The sequence below is a fragment of the Curtobacterium sp. AC268 genome (assembly GCF_979258745.1).
In genome coordinates this window covers 229,173-249,974 of the sequence record NZ_OZ409878.1, presented here as the reverse complement: position 1 = coordinate 249,974, position 20,802 = coordinate 229,173, and the positions used below count along the sequence as shown (strand labels likewise).

Annotated in this window: 28 protein-coding genes; 18 read left to right on the top strand and 10 right to left on the bottom strand. The window is 72.2% G+C overall.

Annotated features, from left to right (window positions below; genetic code table 11):
* Nucleotides 1–12: 12 nt before the first annotated feature.
* Nucleotides 13–327, bottom strand: coding sequence for a hypothetical protein (locus ACZZ9K_RS01210; protein ID WP_035808256.1), 315 nt, complete (start codon nucleotides 325–327; stop codon nucleotides 13–15).
* A 189-nt stretch (nucleotides 328–516) separates the two neighbouring features.
* Here ACZZ9K_RS01210 and ACZZ9K_RS01205 point away from each other — a divergent pair, with 189 nt between their 5' ends.
* Together ACZZ9K_RS01205 and ACZZ9K_RS01200 are read left to right on the top strand one after the other, a co-directional pair.
* Nucleotides 517–1,350 (top strand): SDR family oxidoreductase, encoded by an 834-nt coding sequence (locus tag ACZZ9K_RS01205; RefSeq protein WP_111057716.1) that lies wholly within the window; start codon nucleotides 517–519, stop codon nucleotides 1,348–1,350.
* 137 nt (nucleotides 1,351–1,487) lie between these two features.
* The gene (locus ACZZ9K_RS01200; protein WP_027465412.1) at nucleotides 1,488–1,985 is read left to right on the top strand and encodes a hypothetical protein; all 498 of its coding nucleotides are present in this window, start codon (nucleotides 1,488–1,490) and stop codon (nucleotides 1,983–1,985) included.
* 25 nt (nucleotides 1,986–2,010) lie between these two features.
* Here the strand turns inward: ACZZ9K_RS01200 and ACZZ9K_RS01195 are convergent, their stop codons facing one another.
* Entirely contained in the window at nucleotides 2,011–2,352 is a 342-nt protein-coding gene (locus ACZZ9K_RS01195; protein WP_214559688.1) for a hypothetical protein, read from the bottom strand.
* Between the two features lie 505 nt (nucleotides 2,353–2,857).
* Here ACZZ9K_RS01195 and ACZZ9K_RS01190 point away from each other — a divergent pair.
* On the top strand, nucleotides 2,858–4,015 hold the full coding sequence (locus ACZZ9K_RS01190; RefSeq protein ID WP_463443136.1) for a glycosyltransferase family 4 protein: 1,158 nt from the start codon (nucleotides 2,858–2,860) through the stop codon (nucleotides 4,013–4,015).
* A gap of 165 nt (nucleotides 4,016–4,180) precedes the next feature.
* Here ACZZ9K_RS01190 and ACZZ9K_RS01185 read toward each other — a convergent pair whose 3' ends face one another.
* Nucleotides 4,181–4,849 (bottom strand): arsenate reductase/protein-tyrosine-phosphatase family protein, encoded by a 669-nt coding sequence (locus ACZZ9K_RS01185; protein ID WP_463443135.1) that lies wholly within the window; start codon nucleotides 4,847–4,849, stop codon nucleotides 4,181–4,183.
* A gap of 45 nt (nucleotides 4,850–4,894) precedes the next feature.
* Between ACZZ9K_RS01185 and ACZZ9K_RS01180 the strand changes: the two genes are divergently transcribed.
* Both ACZZ9K_RS01180 and ACZZ9K_RS01175 read left to right on the top strand, forming a co-directional pair.
* Nucleotides 4,895–5,059, top strand: coding sequence for a hypothetical protein (locus ACZZ9K_RS01180; protein ID WP_463443134.1), 165 nt, complete (start codon nucleotides 4,895–4,897; stop codon nucleotides 5,057–5,059).
* 14 nt (nucleotides 5,060–5,073) lie between these two features.
* A complete protein-coding gene (locus tag ACZZ9K_RS01175; RefSeq protein WP_111030197.1) occupies nucleotides 5,074–5,466 on the top strand; it encodes an arsenate reductase ArsC in 393 nt (130 codons plus the stop codon).
* On the opposite strand, the gene ACZZ9K_RS01170 is transcribed toward ACZZ9K_RS01175, so the two are convergent.
* Nucleotides 5,444–6,124 (bottom strand): alpha/beta hydrolase, encoded by a 681-nt coding sequence (locus tag ACZZ9K_RS01170; protein WP_463443133.1) that lies wholly within the window; start codon nucleotides 6,122–6,124, stop codon nucleotides 5,444–5,446. The two genes, ACZZ9K_RS01175 and ACZZ9K_RS01170, sit on opposite strands and share 23 nt — an antisense overlap.
* Nucleotides 6,125–6,263: 139 nt before the next feature.
* Complete coding sequence (locus ACZZ9K_RS01165) at nucleotides 6,264–6,791, bottom strand: phenolic acid decarboxylase (protein WP_017885669.1); 528 nt, start codon at nucleotides 6,789–6,791, stop codon at nucleotides 6,264–6,266.
* A 63-nt stretch (nucleotides 6,792–6,854) separates the two neighbouring features.
* On the opposite strand from ACZZ9K_RS01165, the gene ACZZ9K_RS01160 reads away from it, so the two are divergent.
* Together ACZZ9K_RS01160 and ACZZ9K_RS01155 are read left to right on the top strand one after the other, a co-directional pair.
* Entirely contained in the window at nucleotides 6,855–7,325 is a 471-nt protein-coding gene (locus ACZZ9K_RS01160; protein WP_111022953.1) for a MarR family winged helix-turn-helix transcriptional regulator, read from the top strand.
* Nucleotides 7,326–7,565: 240 nt separating this feature from the next.
* Nucleotides 7,566–8,519: a nuclear transport factor 2 family protein gene (locus ACZZ9K_RS01155; protein WP_463443132.1), complete on the top strand. Its 954-nt coding sequence runs from the start codon at nucleotides 7,566–7,568 to the stop codon at nucleotides 8,517–8,519.
* A 31-nt stretch (nucleotides 8,520–8,550) separates the two neighbouring features.
* Here ACZZ9K_RS01155 and ACZZ9K_RS01150 read toward each other — a convergent pair whose 3' ends face one another.
* Both ACZZ9K_RS01150 and ACZZ9K_RS01145 read right to left on the bottom strand, forming a co-directional pair.
* A complete protein-coding gene (locus ACZZ9K_RS01150; RefSeq protein WP_463443131.1) occupies nucleotides 8,551–9,129 on the bottom strand; it encodes a GrpB family protein in 579 nt (192 codons plus the stop codon).
* Nucleotides 9,130–9,187: 58 nt separating this feature from the next.
* Nucleotides 9,188–10,387 carry an MFS transporter gene (locus ACZZ9K_RS01145; protein WP_463443130.1) on the bottom strand — a complete coding sequence of 400 codons (1,200 nt, stop codon included), beginning with the start codon at nucleotides 10,385–10,387 and terminating at the stop codon, nucleotides 9,188–9,190.
* Between the two features lie 342 nt (nucleotides 10,388–10,729).
* On the opposite strand from ACZZ9K_RS01145, the gene ACZZ9K_RS01140 reads away from it, so the two are divergent.
* The 6 genes from ACZZ9K_RS01140 (at nucleotide 10,730) to arr (ending at nucleotide 14,291) form a co-directional block, all read left to right on the top strand.
* Nucleotides 10,730–11,077, top strand: a complete 348-nt coding sequence (locus ACZZ9K_RS01140; RefSeq protein ID WP_463443129.1) for a cyclophilin-like fold protein — start codon at nucleotides 10,730–10,732, stop codon at nucleotides 11,075–11,077.
* A gap of 53 nt (nucleotides 11,078–11,130) precedes the next feature.
* Nucleotides 11,131–11,973, top strand: a complete 843-nt coding sequence (locus tag ACZZ9K_RS01135) for an SDR family NAD(P)-dependent oxidoreductase (protein ID WP_463443128.1) — start codon at nucleotides 11,131–11,133, stop codon at nucleotides 11,971–11,973.
* A 73-nt stretch (nucleotides 11,974–12,046) separates the two neighbouring features.
* The gene (locus ACZZ9K_RS01130) at nucleotides 12,047–12,895 is read left to right on the top strand and encodes an alpha/beta fold hydrolase (RefSeq protein WP_463443127.1); all 849 of its coding nucleotides are present in this window, start codon (nucleotides 12,047–12,049) and stop codon (nucleotides 12,893–12,895) included.
* Nucleotides 12,888–13,460: a TetR/AcrR family transcriptional regulator gene (locus ACZZ9K_RS01125; protein ID WP_138803183.1), complete on the top strand. Its 573-nt coding sequence runs from the start codon at nucleotides 12,888–12,890 to the stop codon at nucleotides 13,458–13,460. The genes ACZZ9K_RS01130 and ACZZ9K_RS01125 overlap by 8 nt, the downstream gene beginning before the upstream one ends.
* Nucleotides 13,461–13,569: 109 nt before the next feature.
* Entirely contained in the window at nucleotides 13,570–13,848 is a 279-nt protein-coding gene (locus ACZZ9K_RS01120) for a hypothetical protein (RefSeq protein ID WP_463443126.1), read from the top strand.
* Nucleotides 13,849–13,868: 20 nt separating this feature from the next.
* Nucleotides 13,869–14,291 (top strand): NAD(+)--rifampin ADP-ribosyltransferase, encoded by a 423-nt coding sequence (gene arr, locus ACZZ9K_RS01115; RefSeq protein ID WP_463443125.1) that lies wholly within the window; start codon nucleotides 13,869–13,871, stop codon nucleotides 14,289–14,291.
* 6 nt (nucleotides 14,292–14,297) lie between these two features.
* Here the strand turns inward: arr and ACZZ9K_RS01110 are convergent, their stop codons facing one another.
* Nucleotides 14,298–15,602, bottom strand: coding sequence for a glutathionylspermidine synthase family protein (locus ACZZ9K_RS01110; protein WP_463443124.1), 1,305 nt, complete (start codon nucleotides 15,600–15,602; stop codon nucleotides 14,298–14,300).
* Nucleotides 15,602–15,973 (bottom strand): tRNA-dihydrouridine synthase, encoded by a 372-nt coding sequence (locus ACZZ9K_RS01105; protein ID WP_232749471.1) that lies wholly within the window; start codon nucleotides 15,971–15,973, stop codon nucleotides 15,602–15,604. Before ACZZ9K_RS01105 ends, ACZZ9K_RS01110 begins: the two co-directional genes overlap by 1 nt.
* A gap of 133 nt (nucleotides 15,974–16,106) precedes the next feature.
* Here ACZZ9K_RS01105 and ACZZ9K_RS01100 point away from each other — a divergent pair, with 133 nt between their 5' ends.
* Both ACZZ9K_RS01100 and ACZZ9K_RS01095 read left to right on the top strand, forming a co-directional pair.
* Nucleotides 16,107–16,613, top strand: a complete 507-nt coding sequence (locus ACZZ9K_RS01100) for a hypothetical protein (RefSeq protein ID WP_463443123.1) — start codon at nucleotides 16,107–16,109, stop codon at nucleotides 16,611–16,613.
* Between the two features lie 131 nt (nucleotides 16,614–16,744).
* The gene (locus tag ACZZ9K_RS01095) at nucleotides 16,745–17,272 is read left to right on the top strand and encodes a COG4315 family predicted lipoprotein (protein ID WP_463443122.1); all 528 of its coding nucleotides are present in this window, start codon (nucleotides 16,745–16,747) and stop codon (nucleotides 17,270–17,272) included.
* A gap of 45 nt (nucleotides 17,273–17,317) precedes the next feature.
* Here ACZZ9K_RS01095 and ACZZ9K_RS01090 read toward each other — a convergent pair whose 3' ends face one another.
* On the bottom strand, nucleotides 17,318–17,971 hold the full coding sequence (locus ACZZ9K_RS01090; RefSeq protein WP_463443121.1) for a TetR family transcriptional regulator: 654 nt from the start codon (nucleotides 17,969–17,971) through the stop codon (nucleotides 17,318–17,320).
* A gap of 188 nt (nucleotides 17,972–18,159) precedes the next feature.
* On the opposite strand from ACZZ9K_RS01090, the gene ACZZ9K_RS01085 reads away from it, so the two are divergent.
* The 3 genes from ACZZ9K_RS01085 to ACZZ9K_RS01075 all read left to right on the top strand — a co-directional run bounded on the left by ACZZ9K_RS01085 (nucleotide 18,160) and on the right by ACZZ9K_RS01075 (nucleotide 20,749).
* On the top strand, nucleotides 18,160–18,657 hold the full coding sequence (locus ACZZ9K_RS01085; RefSeq protein ID WP_214522180.1) for a hypothetical protein: 498 nt from the start codon (nucleotides 18,160–18,162) through the stop codon (nucleotides 18,655–18,657).
* A gap of 3 nt (nucleotides 18,658–18,660) precedes the next feature.
* Nucleotides 18,661–19,485, top strand: a complete 825-nt coding sequence (locus ACZZ9K_RS01080; RefSeq protein WP_463443120.1) for a chymotrypsin family serine protease — start codon at nucleotides 18,661–18,663, stop codon at nucleotides 19,483–19,485.
* A 169-nt stretch (nucleotides 19,486–19,654) separates the two neighbouring features.
* Nucleotides 19,655–20,749, top strand: coding sequence for a tyrosine-protein phosphatase (locus ACZZ9K_RS01075; protein WP_463443119.1), 1,095 nt, complete (start codon nucleotides 19,655–19,657; stop codon nucleotides 20,747–20,749).
* Nucleotides 20,750–20,802: the final 53 nt, after the last annotated feature.

The following is a 20,802-nucleotide window of genomic DNA, read 5'->3' as shown; positions in this document are numbered from 1 at the left end:
CGGGGCGTCCGCTCAGCGCCCGAAGTCCGGCGGCGACGCGTTGGTGTCGACGGCGAGCGCGGCCTCGGTGCGCCGGCCGAGCTCGAGCAGGAACGCCTCGCCCTCGGGTTCGAGGTCGTCATCCGGAGCCGGCTCGAGGGCGACCGGGATCGCCGGGGCCAGGAGCACCTCGATCGTGCTCGCCACCCCGAAGTCGTCCGCCGTCGGGATCGACACGACGTCGCTCAGCCGACTCTGGTGCAGTGCTGCGGCGTACCGGATCACCGCGTCGGCGATCGTGTCGCTCGTCAGGACACGGACGGTACCCGCGTAGTTCACGTACTTCAACGTTGCTCCCTGGTGAAGAGGAGCATCCGTCGCGGTGACGGTTCCCTGATCCGCTGCCACGGTAGGCCGCCGTCGTGCCGGGTACACATCTTCGAGCGCCGAACGGGGTACGCCGTGACCCTGGGCGGGCGTTCAGTGGCGCCCGCCCAGCATCGGGGACGTCCAGGGAAACCGACCACAGGGAGAGACGTGACCGAGCAGCAGCAGCCCCCGGGGAGCGACCAGGAACTCACGCCGAAGGCCGACCACGGCGAGGAGTCGTACCGCGGCTCCGGCAAGCTCACCGGCAAGCGTGCCGTCATCACCGGCGGGGACAGCGGCATCGGGAAGGCCGTCGCGATCGCGTTCGCGCGCGAGGGTGCTGACGTCCTGATCAGCTACCTGCCGGAGGAAGAGGACGACGCCCAGGACACGAAGCGCTGGATCGAGGAAGCCGGTCGGAAGGCCGTGCTGTTCCCGGGCGACGTGAGCGACCCCGCGTACTGCCGATCGGTCATCGACCAGGCGGTCTCGGAGCTCGGCGGGCTCGACGTCCTCGTGAACAACGCCGCTTACCAGATGACCCACGAGACGATCGAGGAGATCAGCGACGAGGAGTGGGACCACACCCTCGCGACGAACCTCAGCGCCTACTTCCACCTCGTCAAGGCGGCCCTGCCGCACCTCGGCCCGGGATCGTCGATCATCGGCTCGAGCTCGGTGAACTCCGACAACCCGAAGCCGAACCTGGCGCCCTACGACGTCACCAAGGCCGGCGTCGCGAACCTGTCCGCCGCGCTCGCGCAGCTGCTCGGCGATCGCGGCATCCGCGTGAACAGCGTCGCACCCGGTCCGATCTGGACCCCGCTGATCCCGTCGACGATGCCGCCGGAGCAGGTCGAGCAGTTCGGCAAGCAGTCGCCGCTCGGCCGTCCCGGCCAGCCGGCCGAGCTCGCACCCGTCTACGTGCTGCTCGCCAGTGACGACGGCAGCTACGTCTCGGGCGCGCGGGTCGCCGTCACCGGCGGCACCCCGATCCTGTGACGGGACGCCGGTCCGGCAACGGGACCAGGTGACGGACGGGAGGCCCGGGGCACGACGTGCGCCGGGCCTCCCGTCCGTCGTCGGGGGACGCTGCTGGCTGAATCGCCGCCCACCGGGGCCGGCCTACGTTCAGCGCCATGTCCACGCGAGCGAAGACCGTCACGGCGCTGTTCGGCGCCGCCACCGTAGCCCTCCTGCTCACCGCCTGCGACCCCGGCGGAGCGCAGAACATCAACCCCGTCGGCAAGGTCCCCGGCTCCGAGGAGAAGTCCCAGTCGGCCCAGTGCGACGTGGCCGCCAGCGCCGCCGTCGACATGATCGACAAGGCGGTCGGGTCGCACGACACCACCGAGTTCGCGAACATCCAGAAGGGTGACGGCGGCTGGTACCTCGGTGCCGCGATCGTCCCCGCGGACAGCAACGACTCGAACGACGACGAGGTCACCATCTGGGCGACCACCGCCGACCCCACGGCCGACGACTTCGACGGCCCGCTGTACGCCGTGAACGACGTCGCCAAGCAGGCCGTCGCCGACGAGACCACCACGACCTCGGACGCGCCGACGCCGTTCGCCGACGACTCGAAGGCCGCCCAGCAGGTCGAGAGCTGCGTCGTCGAGGCGTCCGACCGCTAGTCGTCGGACACCGTGCGGTGGCCGATCAGCCCTTGGGCTGGTCGGCCACTTCGACGTCCACGTGGTAATCGTCGCCGCCGTCGGTGCTGATCGTCGACACCGAGTCGTAGACCACGTCGTAGCCCGCCGTGTTCACGTCGCAGTGCACCTCGGCGCCGTCCTCGATCGCGATGTCGTCCGCACCGCAGTCGACCTCGGGCGTCGCGTCCGAGACGTCGGCCAACGCGTCGACGACGACGCGTTCGAAGGCGTCCGGTGTGACGGTCCGTGACGCCGACGACGATGCGGTGCACCCGCTGAGCGTCACCGCCAGGGCGATCGTCGCGGTGAGCGTCGTGAATGCGGTGATGCCGCGCTGGTGCTGCATGGTGTCCCCCGTGGTCCCCTGGCCGCTGCTCGCCCCGAGATCGGGGACCGGCGGTTCCTCGACGATAGCGGGAAGGTGCGAGGACGTCTGCCACGAGTTCGGGTCAGGAGCAGACGTCCTCGCGCTACGACGCCGTCGGGTTCGACGCGGTGGTCATGACGAGGCCAGCCCGGGAACAGGGTGTCGGGCACCCGTCGGTAGGGTCCGGCGGGGTAGCTTCCCGAGACTGTACGACGACCACGGCTCAGACGTGTACAGCATCCGCCGGAACCGGACAGTCTCGTCCGTCCGCCGCCTTCGCCCGGACTGAACGTCCACTCGACGAGTCGTGAAGGCCCGCTCAGCAGCACAGCAGTTCACTAGACGATCGTCTTCTGAACGCCTACGGTTCCCAAGCACCCGTCCAGCTCCCGAACCGTGAGAGACCGCATGCGCAGCCCCCGCCAGACCACCGTGCTCGAGACCGGCCGCTGACGTGGCAGCGGCGAAGGCGACCGTCCTGCTCGTGAGCGACTTCCCCCTGTCGGCGATGCGGGGCGAACGTGCCGCGCTGGTCGAGCAGGCGAAGGCCTTCGCCGAGTCCGGTCACGTCGTCTGGGTGGCGACTCCGCGGTCGAGCGAGACCGCGGAGCTGCGGAAGCACGGCGTCCGCCTGTTCGGGGTCGAACCGTCGATCAGCGCCCCGGAGACCGACCTGCCGGTGGTCCGCAACTCGGTCCGTGTCCGCCGGTGCCTCGGCACGCTGATGCTCGAGGAGCGGATCGACCTCGTCGTCACCCACTCGGACTTCGGCCTCGCCGCGGCGGCGCTGACCACGGCGCGCTCCCTCGAGCTGCCGACGATCCACACCGTGCACGGTTCGGCGCCGGTCCGGGGCCGGACCGCGGCGGCGATGGCGCCCCTCGCACGGCACGCGCACCGTGCGGTGACCGGCATCCGGCCCACACGGCACCGCTTCACGGGGCACCCCATGGACGACGCGCGCCGCAACATGGCCGTGGCCGTCTGCGGGGCGGCCGACGTCGTCGTCACCCCGACGACGCGGCAGGCGCGTGCGCTGCGCGAGGCCGGCGTCGGCCCGGTCCACGTCGTGCCCAACGCCCTCGGCCGCCGGCCGGTCGAACCGCCGCCGTCGCCGGAACTCGGCCCGCTCCGGCTCGTCTGGGCGTCGCGGTTCACCCCGGACAAGCGCCTCGACGTCCTCCTCAACGCGATCCGGCTGGTGGAGATCCGACTCGGGGCACACGCGGTGCGGGTCGACGTCGCCGGCGGGACCGTCCCCCCGACCCGCACGCCGGTGTCGGTCCGTGTCCACGGCCGCCTGTCGTCGCAGGCTGTCCACGACCTGCTGCTGTGCGGGCACGCGGCGGTGGTCTGCTCGCTCGAGCACGACGGCCAGCCGATGACCGCGCTCGAGGCGTTCCGCGACCACCGTCCGGTCATCGTGTCCGACATCCGCCTGGCGAGCGAGTTCGGCTCCGCCGCCGTCCTGACCGACGACGAGACCGCGTTCGGGCTCGCCACGACGATCATCGAACTCGCCTCGGACCGGACGCTGCTGCAACCGCACACCGCGGCCGCGGTCGAGCACGCACGGCTCGCGACCGCGGAGCGCCACACCGATCAGGTCCTCCGGTTGGTCGCCGGCAGCCGCCGGTCCTGAGTGACGGCTCCCCCGGGAGCGCACACAGCCCTGGGCGCACCACGCGACGGAAGGGAGGCACGGTGCGGGCCCGCCCCGTGCCTCCAGTCCGCAGGCGGTCGAGCAAGGAGAACGCCCCGATGAGGAGGGGGGATCTCATCGGGACGTTCCGTTCGTGGGGCCGCGTCAGGCGGCGAGGCGCGCAGCGAGCGCGGTGGCGCGGGCCCGGAGGTCCGCAAAGGTGGCCTCGTACGCGTCCGGCGTACCGACGCGCGAGGGGTTCGGCAGCGACCAGTGCAGGCTGTCGCCGTCGTCGATCGACTCGTGCGCGCGGTCGCAGACCGTGACGACCAGGTCGCCGTCGGCGACGAGGTCGCGGAAGGCACGCGGGACGTGGCGGCCGAGGTCCAGGCCGTGGCGTTCCCCGACGGCGACCGCCCCGGGGGCGATGGCGGCTGCGGGACGCGTCCCGCCCGACAGCGAGCCGATCTCGCTGACCTGCGCCCAGACGCCCGCGGCCAGCGGGGAGCGCGCGGAGTTGCCGGTGCAGACGAACAGCACGCGGGACACCGGGCCCGGCACCGCTGCCGAACCGTGCGGGACGCCGCTCGGTTCGAGGTGCAGGTAGCTGCGGCGACCGTCGCCGTCGGAGCGGCGTCGTGTGACCAGACCGGCCTGCTCGAGGACGCGCAGGTGGTGCGCCAGGAGCGGCCCGGAGATCCCGAGGGCGGCCCGCACCTCGCTCGGGCTGGCGTCGGACGCGGCGAGCAGGTCGACGATCGCCAGGCGGGCGACGTCGCCGAGGGCCGCGTGCTGCGCCGCACGCCGCTCGAGGTCCTGCCGCCGAGTGTTCATCGGTTCAATGTTGACTGAACCATCTGCCGTCGTCAAGATGAGCGGGTGACGACGAGCCCCGAGCCCCTGCGGTCGTCCGCGGTGCTGCTCGTCACCTTCGCCCTGCTGGTGTCGGGCACGCCCGACATGGCCCGCGCCGGGCACCCGCTGGTCCACTCCCCGTGGGCCGTCGTCATCGGAGCCGGCCTGCTCGGCGCCGCCGTCCTCTGATCGGAGCACCCCGCATGCCCACCGTCCTGTTCGTCTGCGTCCACAACGCCGGCCGTTCCCAGATGGCCGCCGGCTTCCTGCAGCACCTGGCGGGTGGCCGCGTCGACGTCCGGAGCGCCGGCTCCGAACCCGCCGACCAGCTGAACCCCGTGGTCGTCGCGGCGATGCTCGAGGAGGGCATCGACATCCGGAACGAGCAGCCCGCCCTGCTCAGCACCGATGCCGTCCGCGCCGCCGACGTCGTCATCACGATGGGGTGCGGGGACGCCTGCCCGGTGTTCCCGGGCAAGCGCTACGAGGACTGGGAACTCACCGACCCCGCCGGGCTCGACCTGGACGCCGTCCGGCCGATCCGCGACGACGTGCGCGCGCGGGTGCAGGACCTCATCGCCCGGACCGCTCCCTGACGCGGTCGAGCAGGCGGCCGACGAGCTGCTCGCGCCACGGGACCGACGACCAGACGTGGTCCGCACCCTCGACCGGGGTGAACGTCGCCCCGCTGAGCAGTTCGCCGTAGCGCCGGCCGTACTCGACCGGGACGATCTCGTCGGCGGTGCCGTGCAGCACGTCGACCGGCCCGTCGTACCCGCGGGCCTGGGCGTAGACGTCGAGTCCGTCCCGGACCTCGTCGACGAACCCGCGCCCGAGGGCGGTCCCACCGAAGTCGAACCAGCCGCGGTCACGGACGGGTGCGAGCGGCTGCCCCTGGATGGCGTCGTGCACGGCGATGTCGTCCACCACGACCCCGGCCGGCGACCACAGGGTCAGGCTCCGCACCAGGTCGGGGGCCCGGGCCGCCGCCATCGCCGACTCGACGGCGCCCAGGCTGTGGGCGACGACGTCGATCGGTGCCCCCTGGTCGGCCGAGAACGCCCGGATCATCGTGACGACCTGCTCGACCTCGTCGCCGATCGAGATGTCCGCGAACCGTCCGTCGCTCGTGCCGTGCCCGAGACGGTCGTAGGAGCGGACCGTCAGACCGGTGTCGGTCAGGACAGTCGCGGCCTGTACGAAGAGCTGGCGCGGGCCGATCGACGAGTCACCGAACCCGTGCACGAACAGCACCGCGCCGCCGGCAGCCGCGGGCGCCGATGCCGACGCCGACGCCGACGCCGGGTGGTACTCCCACCCCGGAGCGCCGCGCCCCGGTGCTCGAGCCGGATGCTCGTCAGGGCACGCTCCAGCGGACGTTCCGCGGTCATGCTCAGTTGCTCCGGTCGGCGAACCCGGCCGGCAGGTCGGCGGGCGCAGTGTCGACGACGGTCTCGTCGTCCTGGCCGACGAACTCGAACAGGGTGATGTGGGCGAACTCGGGGACGACGTAGATCGGGTAGGTGGGGCCGGCGTCGCGGTACTCGCGCATCCGGTCCAGGTGGTCGTTCTGGAACAGCACGGTCTTGCTGCCGTCCTCCTCGACCCAGTGCGGGAAGAAGATCGTGCCGTGCAGCACGCGCTCCCCCGGCACCACGGTCACGACGACGCTCGTGCCGGTCGGCTCGTTCCACGACACCTTGTAGACGCCGGCGGTGAGCACCACGAGGTCGACCTGCTGGTCCTTGACCCAGCGCCCGCCGACCATGCCGGAGTGGATGCGGTAGTCGATGGTGGTGGCGTTCTTGACGTACATCTCGTACTGCCAGCCATTGGCGTACGTGTAGATGAACCGGTGTCCGACGATGCCGGAGAGGTCCTGCGACGGGACGGGCTGTGCAACTGAGGTGGTGATCGTCATGCACTCATCCTGCGCCAAACATAGTTTTGTTGCAAACCTTTTTCGAGGACCTAAGCTGAGGACATGGGCAGCGAGCACGACACCGCAGGACTCCGGGACATCGCCCGGCGGCTCAGCGACCAGGTCGGCCCGTTCCGCCGCACCCTGCTGAACGCATCACGCCGTGACGGTGCGCTGCCGGAGCTGCCCGATGCCCAGATCGAGGTCCTGCGACGACTCGACGAGGCCGGATGGCTCACGCCGACGGCGCTCGGCCGGTCCCTCGGCCTCGCCCGCTCCACGGTCAGCAACCTCGTGACCGCGATGGAACGCGGCGGGCTCGTCCACCGGCGGCTCGCCACCGGCGACGGCCGCAGCACCGAGATCGCCCTGACCGAGCTCGCGTCCGAGCGGCTCCGGGTCTACGACGCCTCGGCCGAGCACGTCCTGGTCGGCGCGCTCGAACGCCTGGGCCCGGACGGGGTCGACGCGCTGCGCGCCGCGCTGCCCGTCCTCGCCGAGCTGCGTCTGGCCATCGACGAGTCCGGCGCGTAGGGATCGGCTGACAGTGTGCGTGAGCCGTCCCACAGGTCCGGCTCGTCGATCACCAGCGGGAACGGGTCACCCTGGCAGCGCGCGCACAGCCCACCCTGGAGGCGCGCACCGCGACTGAGAAGCCGGTCACGGTCGCAGCGCGTGGCGGCTCCACGGCGCGCGCCGGCCCCCAGGGTCCGGTTCCATCGTTCTGCCGTGCAGACGACATCACTTCTCCCCATCATCGCCAAGGCGTGTGCGGTGGCAGCTCCGGTCGCCATCGCCGTGTCGCTCGTGGCCGGTCCGGCCGTGGCGGCACCCCTCCACACCTCCACCTCCGACACCACCGCGACCGCCGCGCACCACACCGTGGCCCGTGCTGCGCGGACGACCTCGGGCGGCACGGCCGTGTCTCGGCTCGATCGTCGCGCCGAGCAGCGCAACGAGGCCACGGTCCGGCACCTGTTCCGGTGCGCGTTCCGGTCCCCCGGGTCCGCGACGGCCCGTGCGGCTGCCCGGACCGCCGTCGCGACCGGTGCCGTCGCCCACGGTGCGACGAGCGCCTCGGGTCCGTCCGCGTTGCTCGCCGAGTTCACCGCGGACCGCTCCCGGGTGCCCGGCGCCCACGCCGTGATCAAGCACGTCGCCGGGGACGCGGACCTGGTGGCCGTGCACTGGCAGATCACCGCGAAGCCGACGGACGAACGCACCGGTGACGCCGCCGTCGACCTGTTCCGCATGCGCGACGGGCGCATCAGCGAGTGGTGGGCACTCCGTCAGACGGTGCCGACGGGGACCCCGGCCAGCGGCAACACGAACAGCATGTTCAGCGACCTGTACCCGGCCGCGAAGCGTGACCGTCACCTGACCGAACAGCAGGAGGAGCACAACCGGGTGCTCGCCGTGACCGCGTACGACCGACTGTTCCGCGACCACGACGTGTCCGTGCTGGACGAGGAGTTCGACCCGGCGTACCTGCAGCACAACTCGGTCGCCGCGAACGGCACGGCCGCGCTCAAGCAGTTCTTCGCCGGCAGCGCCGCGCAGAGCCTGCCGAAGCAGGAGTCCGTCATCTCGCTGGCCGACGGCGACCTGGTGTGGACGTTCTCGAAGCCGGTCGGGGCGAAGGCCGACGCACCGTTCGGCGCGGCCGACCTGTTCCGGGTCGGCGGCAACCTGATCCGCGAGCACTGGGACGTCGTCCCGACGAGCTGAGGCTCGGCAGCGGGAACCGGAGCCGCGCGTCTCAGGACGCGCGGCTCCGTCGTGCCCGCTCCTTGATCGCGGTGATGACGGCCGTCTTCGCCTCGGCGTAGGCGTTCATGTCGTCCCAGCTCCGGTCGAGCAACTCCCGCTTCGTCCGTTCGTACAGCGCGCGGTCACGGGCGTCGGCACGCAGGTGGTCTCGGAGGAGCAGGTACTCGTCGACCGCCGTCGCGCCCCGCTCGTAGACGTGCACGTGGACGTCGCGGGCCGGCGTCCGGACCAGGCGGTGGCCCGGCTCACGCACACGGAGCTCGTACCCGGCGGCGAGGAGCTGGTCGAGGTAGGTGGCCTCGGCGGTGATGTCCGGGACGGCGACCACGATGTCGACGATCGGTTTCGCGGCCAGGCCGGGGACGGCCGTGGAGCCGATGTGCTCGACGACCGGGGCGTCCGTGCCGGAGCCGGGGAGGGCCTCCAGGATGCGTCGCCGGTGGTCCGCGAAGACCGCAGCCCACCCGCTGTCGGCGGGCTGCAGGGGCACGGTGACCGGTTCCGGCCCGCCGATGATCTCGATGGTCGTGACGTCCGGGCGGGTGGGGTCCTCGTCGTGGTGCTGCACCCGGACATGATCGCAGCCGGCGGTGGCGGTGGCTTTCGCGGTCGCGGTCGCGGTCGCCTCAGAGCTTCGCGGGGAACGCCGAACCGCGACCGATGACGGTGAGGATCGCCGCGACCGCCCCGAACACGATCATCACCACGGCGAGCACCAACCCGTCGAAAGCAGTCAGCAGGGCGGCGCCGAACAGGCCGGCCGCGAAGATCGCGATGTTGAACGCGACCGGAAGGAACGCGCTCGCGACGTCGGCGTCCTCGCCGCCGGCGGTCGTCAGGGCGGCCTGCAGCTGCGTCGACGAACCGCCGAAGCCGACGCCCCACAGGCCCGCGGCCAGCAGGACCGCGACCGGCGACGTGTGGCCGACGAGCAGCACCACGCCGGCCAGGACGAACAGGCCGACGCTGCCGTGCAGCAGGGGTCGGGGATGCCGGTCGAGCAGGGCACCGGTCACGACGACGCCGAGGATCGCGGCGATCCCGTAGACCAGCAGCACCAGCCCGGCGGTCAATTCGGTGCCGGTCGCCCGCAGGTACGGCGAGATGTACGTGTAGATCGTGTTGTGTGCCACCATCCACGTCGCGATCACGGCGAGGATGACCGCGATGCCGCGGATCCGGAACACCCTCACGACGGACAGCTTCGCGGCGCTCGTCTGCCCCGGGGCATCCGGCACGAACAGCGCGATCAGCGCCAGGACCACCACGCCGACCAGGCTCAGCCCGATGAACGACGACCGCCAGCCCAGGGCGTCGCCGATGAAGGACCCGAGCGGCGTGCCCAGCGCGAACCCCACCGGCGCGCCCGTCGAGACGATCGCGAGCGACACCCCGGCGAAGCGGGCCGGGCTGATCCGCCGGGCGTAGGTGGCGAACATGCCCCAGATCGTCCCCGACATCGCGCCGGCGACGAACCGGGTGACCAGCGCGACCGCGACGTTCGGCGCGAACGCGGTCAGGGTGTTCGCGACGAGCAGCACGGCGATGGCGGCCACGATGAGCGGCTTGCGGCGGAACCCGCGGGTCAGGGCGATCGCCGGGACCGTGGCGATGACCGTCCCCATGGCGTACGCGCTGACGAACAGGCCGACCGTGCCCTCGCTCGTGCCCATCCCGTCGGCGATCGCGGGCAACAGCCCGGCCGGCATCGTCTCCATGGCGACGAGGAGGAACCCGATCGCGGCGAGCAGGGAGAGCGGGAACCAGGGCAGCCGGCCGTCGGTCGCCCGGTCGGTCGTGGGGAGGTCGGAGGTCGTCGTGGTCACGGACCGACGGTAGGGGCATCGTCCGGCGGACAGGGAGGTTCTGCAGGACCCCGTTTCGCCGGAGCCTCACTGGGCGGGTGGTGGTGGGGCTTCGATGGTGGGTGTCCACCAACTCAGGGAGCTCCGATGCACATCCGCACCAGATGCCGTACCGCCGAGGGTCCGCTCGTCGGGCTGGGTCCGCTCGCGTCGGTTCCGGTCGTCGCGCTCGTGGTGGGGGCGCTCGCCGGGTGCAGCGGCGTCGAGCGCGCGGAGTCGCCTGCGCCGTCAGCTGCGACGTCGACGGTGTCTGCGTCTCCTTCAGCAGCTCCCACGATCACCACCCCGACGGAGGCCGACCCCGTGCACATCACCATCGAGCTCGACGGCGAGACCCTGACCGGCCGGTTGACCGACAACGCGACGGCGCGCGCGCTGGCCGCTCAGCTGCCGGCGACGCTGACGTTCGGCGACTACGGCGGCCAGGAGCAGATCGCCCGGCTCCCCACGCCGCTCGACACCACCGGCGCCCCGAGCACGAGCGATGCGCCGGCAGGCACCATCGCGTACTACGCGCCGGACCAGTCGATCGTCCTGTACTACACGGACGTCGGCAGCTTCTCGGGGATCGTGCCGATCGGCACAGTCGACGACGTCGGAGCGGTGCGCGACCTGCCGTCCGGCGCCGCCACCGTCCGAGTGCGCGGCTGACGGGCATCCGTCCCCTTCTTCGCGTCCCTTCCATCGAACAGGAACCACACACCATGACCGGAACCAGCACCTTCCTCATCACCGGCACGAGCCGCGGGATGGGCACCGACTTCGCCCGGGCGGCCCTCGACGCCGGGCACCGGGTCGTGGCGACCGGACGCGACCCCGAGCGGGTCCGCGCCGTCCTCGGCGACCACGAGCACCTGCTCGCCGTCGCGCTCGACGTGACCGACCCGGAGTCCGTCCGGGCCGCCGTCGACGCCGCGACCGACCGCTTCGGCGGCGTCGACGTCCTGGTGAACAACGCCGGGAGCTTCCAGGCCGGGTACTTCGAGGAGATCTCGGCCGAGCAGTTCCGCGCGCAGATGGAGACGAACTTCTTCGGAGCGCTCGCCGTGACGCGCGCTGTGCTCCCGGTCATGCGACGGCAGCGCTCCGGGCACGTCATCAGCGTCAGCTCCACCGCGGGCATCGTCGCCGGCGCCGGTGGGAGCGCCTACTCGGCGTCGAAGTTCGCGCTCGAGGGCTGGATGGAGGCCCTGCACGACGAGGTCGCGCCCTTCGGCATCCACACCACCGTGGTCGAGCCCGGCTTCTTCCGCACCGACCTGCTGGCCGAGGGCGACTCGACCTTCTGGGGCGACGTCGCGATCGACGACTACGCCCCGCTCTCCGCCGGGTCGAAGGAGTTCTTCCGCGGCATGCGGGGCAACCAGTCCGGCGACCCCGCGAAGCTCGCGCAGGTGCTGCTGACGCTGGTCGCGATGCCCGAGCCGCCGCTGCGGTTCGCCGCCGGCGCGGACAGCGTGGCGGGGATCGTGCAGAAGGGACAGCAGCTCGTCGAGCAGGCGCAGGCGTTCCCCGAGCTGTCGACGACGCTCGACCTGGATGCGTGACGACCGCCCCTTGCCAACGTCGGCTACGGGTATTAGCCTTCGAGTTACTACCCGTAGCCGAAGGAGCCACGACATGCTCGAACACCTGGACACCGAGGGCGGCACGATCGCCTACGACCTCTCCGGAACAGGGGCGCTCGTGGTCCTCGCGCACGGCATGGGCGACAGCCGGCACGCCTACCGTTTCGTCGTGCCGGAGCTCGTCGCGGCCGGCTACCGGGTGGCGAACGTCGACCTCCGCGGCTGCGGCGACTCGAGCACCGGGTGGGCCGGCTACGCGCGCGCCGACATCGCACGCGACCTCGTCGCCGTGGCCCGCCACCTCGGTGGCCCGGCCGTGGTCGTCGGGCAGTCCATCAGTGGCGGTGCGGCGACGATCGCCGCGGCGACCGCCCCGGACCTGGTCGCGGGCATCGTCGAACTGGCGCCGTTCACGCGCAAGCAGTCCGTCGACCTGGGCGGACTGCTGCGCAACCGCCGACACCGCGCCGGCACCGTCCAGCTCGCGCGGGTCATGACGAGCGGCAGCCTGCCCGGCTGGCTCGCGTACCTCGACATCGCGGTGCCCACCAAGCCCGCCGACTGGGCGACGGAACGCAGCCGCATCGAGACGACCCTGCGGCAACCGGAGCGGATGGCGGTCCTCCGCGCCATGACCCGCACGTCACCCGCCGACGCCGGCGAGCAGCTGGGTGCCGTCCGGTGCCCCGTGCTGGTCGTCGAGGGCAGTGCCGATCCGGACTGGGCCGAGCCCCGCGCCGAGGGCGAGCGGATCCTCGCCGACCTGCCGGACGGCCTCGGCGAACTCGCCGTGATCGACGGTGCCGGTCACTACCCCCACACCGAGACGCCGTCGGCGCTCCTCGCCCTGCTGCTGCCGTTCCTCGCCCGCACGCTGCCCGTCGTAGGTCCCGTTGCCTAGGGCGGGGCTCGACCCGGCGACCGTCACCGAGGCCGCGGCGACGCTGGCCGACGAGATCGGCCTCGCCCAGCTGAGCATGAGCGTCGTCGCCGATCGCCTCGGGGTGAAGGCGCCGTCGCTGTACAAGCACGTCGACGGGCTCGGCGACCTCACCCGCAGGATCGCGATCCTCGGCGCGAACGAGCTCGGTGACGCGCTCCGCGACGCCATGCAGGGGCGCAGCGGTCGGAGTGCGCTCGAGGCGGCGGTGCAGACCGTGCGCCGGAGCGTCCAGGAGCACCCGGCGCGGTACCAGGCGGCCGTCAGCATCCGTCCGACCGGCGCCGAGGACCCCCTGGCGATCGCTCTCGGCCGCACCCTGGCGTCCTTCGCCGCGGCGCTCCGCGACTACCCGCTCGACCCGGCCGACGAGGTCCACGCGCTCCGGGTGCTCCGCAGCGTCCTGCACGGGTTCGCGACGATCGAGGCGTCCGGTGGGTTCCAGATGGACACGGACGTGGATGCGAGTGCCGCGTGGATGGTCGACTTCCTGGATCGTGGCTTCCGTGCCGCGACGACACGGTGACCGCATCCACGGCGGCGCACCCGTCGAGGCCCGTCGGTCACGACCCGCTCCGTGGCAGCCTGCGGTTCCTGGCGGAGCTCGTCGCGTGGGTGGGCGTCCCCTGGGCACTGTGGCCCCACTCGCCGGTGCTCGCGATCGCCGCCGTCCTGGCCCTCGTCGTGCCGCCGGCGGTGTTCGGGACCCCGGTGACCGACCTGGCGGTGACCCGCCGGTCGCGGCGCCGGGAGCGGTCACGATCGCGTCGGTCCTCGCGCACCTCGTGGGGGCGGTCGCTGCGGCCTGGATCCTGTGGCCGACGGCGGTCGCGATCGTCGTCACCGTCCTGTGCGTCGCCGTCGTCGTCTCGGAACAGCCGCGGTGGCGCGCGCTGGTCGGACACGGGCACTGAGTCGTTCGTAGGCTGACGCCATGGCAGCAGCAGACGAGACCGGTCCGTTCTGGCACGGCACCGTGGCGGTCCTGCGACCCGGGGAGTTCCTCTCCCCCGGTTTCCGCTCGAACTACCGCCCCGACGTCGTGATGAACCACGTGTACTTCACGGCGACCCGCGACGGAGCCGGGCTCGCGGCCGAACTCGCGGCCGAGCTCGTACCCGGCGACCGCGAGCCGCGCGTGTACCGTGTCGAGCCGACCGGTCCCTTCGAGGACGACCCGAACGTGACCGACAAGAAGTTCCCCGGCAACCCGACCCGGTCGTACCGCAGTGCCCTCCCGCTCCGCGTGGTCGGCGAGGAGACCGGGTGGACACGGCTCACCCCGGAGGCGTTGCGCCGGTGGCGGGAACGGCTCGTCGCGCTCCCGCCCGAGGAACGCGGCGAGATCGTCAACTGACCGACGTCAGGCCGCGATGATGTTCGGGGCGAACCGGCACCAGTAGTCCGTGATCGGCCCGTCGGACTCGCGGATGCCGACTCCGAAGGACTCGCCGCCCACGACCCACGACCCGAGCACCGGGTGGTTGTGCCCGTTCGACCCCGGGAAGTCCGGGAGCTCGTGGTACTGCTGCCACACGCGTTCCGCGCCGGTGCCGGCACGCCGGTACTCGCGACCGTTCGTCGTGACCGAACCGTCGGCTCGGTGCACCGCGATGCCGTCGCCCTCGCGCCCGAACACGGGCTTCACGACGAAGTCGCGCATGCCGTTCGGACCGTCCGCGAAGGCCGGCAGCAGGTTCGGGTGGCCCGGGAACAAGCGCCAGAGCGCGACCAGCAGCAGCTTGTTCGACAGGAACATCTTCCACGCCGGCTCGTACCAGCGGCCGAGCCGCCCGCGGTCGCTGACCAGGAAGGCGCCGAACTCCTCGTCGCCCTGCGCCCGGTCGTCCCCGGAGACGAGGTCCTCCCACGGGTACAGCTTGAAGAGGTTGCGGATCACCGGGTACTGGGTCCCCGGCTCGTCCCCGGGCAGCGTGAACACGCTCCGCGACGAACCGGCCGGCTCCTGGTCGCCGACGAACTGGCGGGCCGTCGCGTGCCAGCCGATGTCCTTCATCTCGATGCCGGTGTGCTCCCACCCGGCCTCCCCCGCCAGGTCGCGCATGTAGGCCACGGTGTCCCAGTCCTCGCCCGCCGTGTCGAGGTCGGAGTGCGCCACGAACAGTCGCCCACCGTCCTCGGCGCGCAGGGACTCGTGCAGCAGTGTCCGCCAGCGCGCCACCATCGCCTCGTGGATGCCGTTCCACTGGTCGGTCTCGGCGGAGAGTTCGCCGGTGGCGAGCCGGTCCTGCATCCAGTGCCACTGCGTGACCGATGCCTCGATCAGCCCGGTCGGGGTGTCCCCGTTGTACTCGAGCATCTTGGCGGGTGAACCGTCTCCGGCGTAGGCCAGGTCGAACCGCGCGTACAGGTCGGGCTCATCGTGCTCGAGCGACCAGGCGGCGAGGTCGAACCCGGCTCGCGTCAGGCCCAGCGTGCCGAGGGCACCGGTGGCGAGGTACCGCGCGGCTTCGAGGCACATCCGGTGCAGTTCCTCGGTCTGCCGCTCGAGCGCCTCGACCTCCGGCAGCGTGAAGACGTACGCGGCGGTGTCGTTCCAGTACTCGACGGGCGTGCCGTCGTCGCGGACGGACCGCGAGTAGATCAACCCGGTCTGCTGGATCCGGCGCCGCCAGTCCGGACGCTCGGGGAACTCGATGCGCTCCATCAGCCGCCGAACCCACCGTGTCCGCCGGCTCCGCCGAAGCCGCCCTTGGTGACGGAGCTCCCACGGGACGAGACGCCGGACTTCGCGGTCTTCCCGGCGGGCAGGGCGCTCGTGCCGCCGGAGACCGCGTCCCCCACGCCGGGGACCCTCGTGGCACGGTTGGCGAAGAGCGGCAGGAAGTACCAGCCGGCGTGCCCGCCGTGGTTGTTGCAGTCGTCGTCCGGCAGACGCTTCTCGGTCGCGTTGTCGCGGCAGATCTTCGCGTAGTCGCTGTCGACGCCGGCTCCCTCGCCGCACCCGGTCAACGACGCTGCCAGGGCTGCGACCACCCCGATGGAGACGACACGGGAAGCACGGCGACGAACACTCACGAAGGGGAACAGTACCGCTCACCACGGACCCGTGTCCGCGTCGGCACGTCGGCCAGCGCAGACGATCGTCTGGCGAACCGGTAGCGTGTGCGGTGGCGGCACCCGCCGCACACCGTCCACGAGAGGGTCGACCATGTCGCGGAGCACCGATCGGGTCCGGGTGGCACCGATCGCCCTCGCCGTCGGGGTCGCGGCGCTCGCGGTCACCCTCGCGCTGCCCGCGCCGGCCGCGCCGGGACCCGAGGCGCTCGGGGTGGGATCATCGGGCGCGCTCGGCACCGCACTCGGCGCGCCGCCCGCGGCGAACAGCACGCACCGGTTCGCGATCAGGCCTCCGCGGACGGTCGGCACGGAGCGGGTGGTGCGCGTCCGGTTCGCCGGCTCGGGGAGGCCCGGCGCCGTCGTGGTCGTCCACTACGCCGCCCCGGAGAGCCAGGTCGCGACCATCCACGTCGCGGAGGTCGAGCCGGGCAGCAGCGCCGTCGGCCCGACCGGCCGGTTCGCCTTCACTGCAGCACTGCCCGAGCTGCCCCGCGACGCCGACCGAGCGTCCTGGAGCGCCCTGCTGATCGACCCCGCGTCACTGGCCGTCATCGGCCGCGTCGAGGGCGTCCACCTCGTCGAACAGGCGGACCGCTGACGCCCCGCTCCGTGGCCCCGCTCGATGAGAGGGCGCGCAGGGCGCTGGCCGCCGCACCGTCCCGCGGTTACGTTCGCTAGACGAACGTCTGGCCAGCAGTCAGCGGCGAGACCTGACCACGAGGAGCCCCCGTGTCGACACCCCACCGCACCCCGTCATCCCGACCCGTGTCCATCGCACTCGGGGCCGCGTTGCTCCTGACCCTCGGCCTCGCAGGCTGTTCCACGGCCGGGTCCGCGACACCCTCACCCTCCCCGTCCCCCGCCGCGCAGGGCGACGCACCCGCGACGACCGACTCGTCACCCTCGGTCGACGTGACCGTCGCCGCGACGTCGCTCGGCACGGTCGTCGTGGACGGCAAGGGCATGACCGCCTACTACTTCGACGCCGACGTCAAGGACTCCGGCACGAGCACCTGCACCGGTGGATGCGCGACCGCGTGGCCCGCGATCGAGGCGACCACCACGACGCCGAAGGTGTCTGGCATCACCGGCACGGTCGGCACCATCACGGGCGTCGACGGCGGACGGCAGATCACCATCGACGGTCGGCCGATCTACACCTTCGTCGGGGACGAGAAGGCCGGCGACGTGACGGGTCAGGGCGACAAGGGCGTCTGGTACGTCGTGAACCCGGACGGGACCGAGCAGAAGAAGTAGACCGGAGGCCCCGGCGGGACGGCAGACATGCCGGGACCGCCGGGGTCAGTTCTCGGCCAGGCCCGGGTCCCCGCCCACGCGCACGGGCTCCACCCGCTCGAGCAGCGCATGCACGCCGGGCAGTCCGAGCCCGGTGAACAGCGCCGCCCACAGGTCACGGAGCTGCCCCTCGGTGTCCCGCGTCAGCCGCACGCTCGTCCGGGCCCACATCACCCCGAAGGTGGACGTCAGCACCAGGTCCGCCGCACGTGCCCACTCGGGATCGGAGTCCGGACCGACACCTCCGCTCGAAGCCGACAGGTGCCGACGGACGTAGTCATCCCAGGTGAAGACCCGCGGGATCACCTCCCCCGCACCACGGAGTTCGTGACTCAGCCGGATGGCCCCGGCCGCCACCGAACACCGCATCGCGTCCGAACAGGCGGACGTCAGCATGACGAGCAGGTGCTCGAGCCCCGAGGGCTGCGTGATCCGCGAGTCGATCGCCGCCCAACGCCCCTGCTGCCGCTCGATGACCGCGAAGGCGAGCTCGTGCTTGGACGAGAACACGTGGTAGCCGATCGCCGACTTCGGCCGGTCCATCGCGGCGGCCACCCGTGCGAACGAGGTCCCCGCGTAGCCATGGCTCGCGAACTCGGACGCCGCGGCCTCGATGATCTGCTCGCGGGTCCGGGTCTTCGCCTGCTGCCGCTGGTTCATCGCACTCCTCGGTCGGGTCTTGGTTCATCATACGAACGTCTGACCAGGCATGGGCAGCGGTCACACCGGGGGCGATGCCTCTGATCTCCTCAGGTTCGGGAATTCGCTAAACGATCGTCTGACGCATTGTTAGCGTTCACGCACACCGAGCCACCCCGGCACGCACCCCCACGAACCAGAGGAGCCCCATGCGTTCGACCCCGTCCACCCACCGCTCCCCGTCGGTCCGCCGGCTGACCGTGCTCGCGACCTGCGTCACCCTCGCCGGTGCGCTCGCCGCCGGCGTCCTGGTCCCCGCGCAGGCCGGAGCCGCCACGATCTCCCACACGACGCATGCCCCACACACCTCGACCCGAGCTGCGTCCGTGGCGTTCACCGCCAAGACCTACGGCGGACCCGACCGGAAGAGCTTCACCGGCATCACCTTCGCCGGGACCGGGAAGCCCGACACCCTGGTCATCGTCTACTACGACGCACCGGGCAAGCCGCGGGGCCTGTTCAACAAGCACATCGCCGAGGTCACCTCGGGGGACGACTTCGTCAGCGCCAGCGGCCACTACCGCTTCACCGCAGCGTTCCCTGACCTGCCGCGCGGCACCACGACGCTGCACTGGCACGCCCGTCTCAGCGACCCGGACACCCTGTCGGTGATCGGACGCGTCAACGGCACCCGCACGCTCGGCTGACCCGTGACCCGCCACGCGCACCCGGCGCTCGTCCGCAGCCTGGCCGTCGCCGTGTCCCTGGCGGCCGTCGTCGGGGCCACGCTCACCTGGGCTCCGTCGGCTTCGGCCACCACGAGCGACCCCGACCGGGTCGCAGCGCCGATCATCGCCGGCACCGAGGTCGGGGTCCCCGGCGGCACCTGCACGGTCGGTGCCGTGCTGGCCGCGAAGGGGTTCCGCAGCCAGTTCACGCAGTACCAGCGGGCGACCCGGTGGGTCGTGCTCGCGAAGCACTGCGCGCCGCTGCAGGCACCCGTGCAGCTCGACGGTGCGACCGTCGGCAGCGTGGTCTGGCAGTCCGCGGAGTCGGACCTCGAACTCGCGGTCGTCCCGCCCCTGGCGTGCACCCGGGCCCGGGCGACGACCGGGTCGTGCGACCCGTCCGTCGCGACCTGGACGCCCCGGGCATCGGGTCGCGTGTTCAACCGGGTCGGCGGGGTCCTGGCACGTCCCGCCGTGACCGGCATCGGCCAACCGGATGCCGCTCCCTTCTGCACCAGCGGGGCGTCGAGCGGGCTGCTGTGCTCCTGGACGTCCACACGTCTGCCGGCAGCGAGCCGTCCCGGCGCGCAGCACCTCGCCGCCGCGCGCGCCGGCGCCGGCATCGAGCCGGGCGACGCGGGCGGACCGGTGATCAGCACCACGAACCGGCTGTTGGGGATCATCTCGGGCAGCACGACGGGGGCTGCGGGCGCGACGGGCAGCACTGGCTCGACGGTGCTGCTCTACACGCCCGTCCGGCAGGTCCTGACCGAGCTGTTCCGGTACCGGCTGGCCCCGGCGTCCTGAGGCGCGGGCCGCCGGGTGGGCGACTGAGCGCTGCCTCATGACCCGGACACGCCCCGGCCACCTCGCCGCCACACCACCGACGACCCGCGCCGCGATCCTGCGGGGAGCCGGACGCCACCACGTCCGGCTCCCCACGACCCCCGGGTCCTGATCAGATCGAGGTTGCCCCGTGTCCACGCTCCGCCACTCCCCACTCACCCGCTCCCCACGCAACCACTCCCCGCGCACCACCCGCGTCGCCGCGACCGCCCTCGCCGGCCTGGCCGTCGTCGCCTCCGCCGCGTTCTCCGTCACCGCCGCCCACGCCGACGACACCCTGCAGCCAACGTTCACCGCCGCCGACCACCCGATCACCGACGTCCCCGGGCTGGTCAACGGCCGTGAGCTCGCCGCGGTCCACGGCCGGTCCGGTCAGACGGTGAACGCCCCGCGGCTGATCCGCTCCGAGTCACTCGACAAGATCACCGCGGCCGGGGCCACGACCCTGGCCGACGAGTACCACGTCGACCTCGTCGTCGACCTGCGCACGCCGTCCCAGATCGCCGCGAAGCCGGACGTCGCGATCCCCGGCGCACGACACGTCGACATCTCGATGTTCGGCGCGGACGGCGACTACAGCGACGACACCGCGATGTACCACGACCTGGTCGACAAGGGCCGGGTCGACCAGGCGACACCCGGGTCGATGATCACCGCGTACCGCCGGGTCCTCCGGATCCTCGCCACGCACACCAGCGGCACGGTCCTGATCCACTGCTCCCACGGCATGGACCGCACCGGCACCGTCGTGGACCTGCTCGACCGGGTGCTCGGCGTCGACAGCGCGGACATCTTGCACGACTACCTGCTCTCGAACACGCAGCTCGGGGTGACCTGGGCCACACCGCAGCTGCTGCAGGGCACCTTCGAACAGGACATCGCCACCGAGTACGGCGGCATGGGCTCGTACCTCACCGACACGATCGGCGTGACGAAGCACGAGGCCGCCGCTCTGCGCGAGCGCTTCCTCGTGTCGAACGACCCCACCGCGTCCTCCATCACGGTCGCGGGCGTGCGCGTCCACCTGCCCGCCGCTGCCTCGTCGCACGGCGCGACGGTCACGGCCCCGGTCCGGACGCTGCGCGCTGCGGACGTCCACGTGCACACCACGAACCCGAACGCGGTCACGAGCGTGCACGTCTCCGGGCGGACCGCGCACATCACCGTGACGGCCCAGGACGGCACCACGACCAAGGGGTACCGACTGACGGTGCGGCACCGCTAGCCCGACGCCGACCGCCCGCGGCCCGCGCCGGGCGGTCGGCGTGACCAACTGTT

Coding starts and splice junctions, on each gene's coding strand:
- ACZZ9K_RS01200 (WP_027465412.1), top strand. CDS start 1,488: ATGTCCACGCGAGCGAAGACCGTCACGGCGCTGTTCGGCGCCGCCACC.
- arr (WP_463443125.1), top strand. CDS start 13,869: ATGGCAGCAGCAGACGAGACCGGTCCGTTCTGGCACGGCACCGTGGCG.
- ACZZ9K_RS01195 (WP_214559688.1), bottom strand. CDS start 2,352: ATGCAGCACCAGCGCGGCATCACCGCATTCACGACGCTCACCGCGACG.
- ACZZ9K_RS01100 (WP_463443123.1), top strand. CDS start 16,107: ATGTCGCGGAGCACCGATCGGGTCCGGGTGGCACCGATCGCCCTCGCC.
- ACZZ9K_RS01175 (WP_111030197.1), top strand. CDS start 5,074: ATGCCCACCGTCCTGTTCGTCTGCGTCCACAACGCCGGCCGTTCCCAG.
- ACZZ9K_RS01165 (WP_017885669.1), bottom strand. CDS start 6,791: ATGACGATCACCACCTCAGTTGCACAGCCCGTCCCGTCGCAGGACCTC.
- ACZZ9K_RS01185 (WP_463443135.1), bottom strand. CDS start 4,849: ATGAACACTCGGCGGCAGGACCTCGAGCGGCGTGCGGCGCAGCACGCG.
- ACZZ9K_RS01135 (WP_463443128.1), top strand. CDS start 11,131: ATGACCGGAACCAGCACCTTCCTCATCACCGGCACGAGCCGCGGGATG.
- ACZZ9K_RS01090 (WP_463443121.1), bottom strand. CDS start 17,971: ATGAACCAGCGGCAGCAGGCGAAGACCCGGACCCGCGAGCAGATCATC.
- ACZZ9K_RS01110 (WP_463443124.1), bottom strand. CDS start 15,602: ATGGAGCGCATCGAGTTCCCCGAGCGTCCGGACTGGCGGCGCCGGATC.
- ACZZ9K_RS01160 (WP_111022953.1), top strand. CDS start 6,855: ATGGGCAGCGAGCACGACACCGCAGGACTCCGGGACATCGCCCGGCGG.
- ACZZ9K_RS01130 (WP_463443127.1), top strand. CDS start 12,047: ATGCTCGAACACCTGGACACCGAGGGCGGCACGATCGCCTACGACCTC.
- ACZZ9K_RS01085 (WP_214522180.1), top strand. CDS start 18,160: ATGCGTTCGACCCCGTCCACCCACCGCTCCCCGTCGGTCCGCCGGCTG.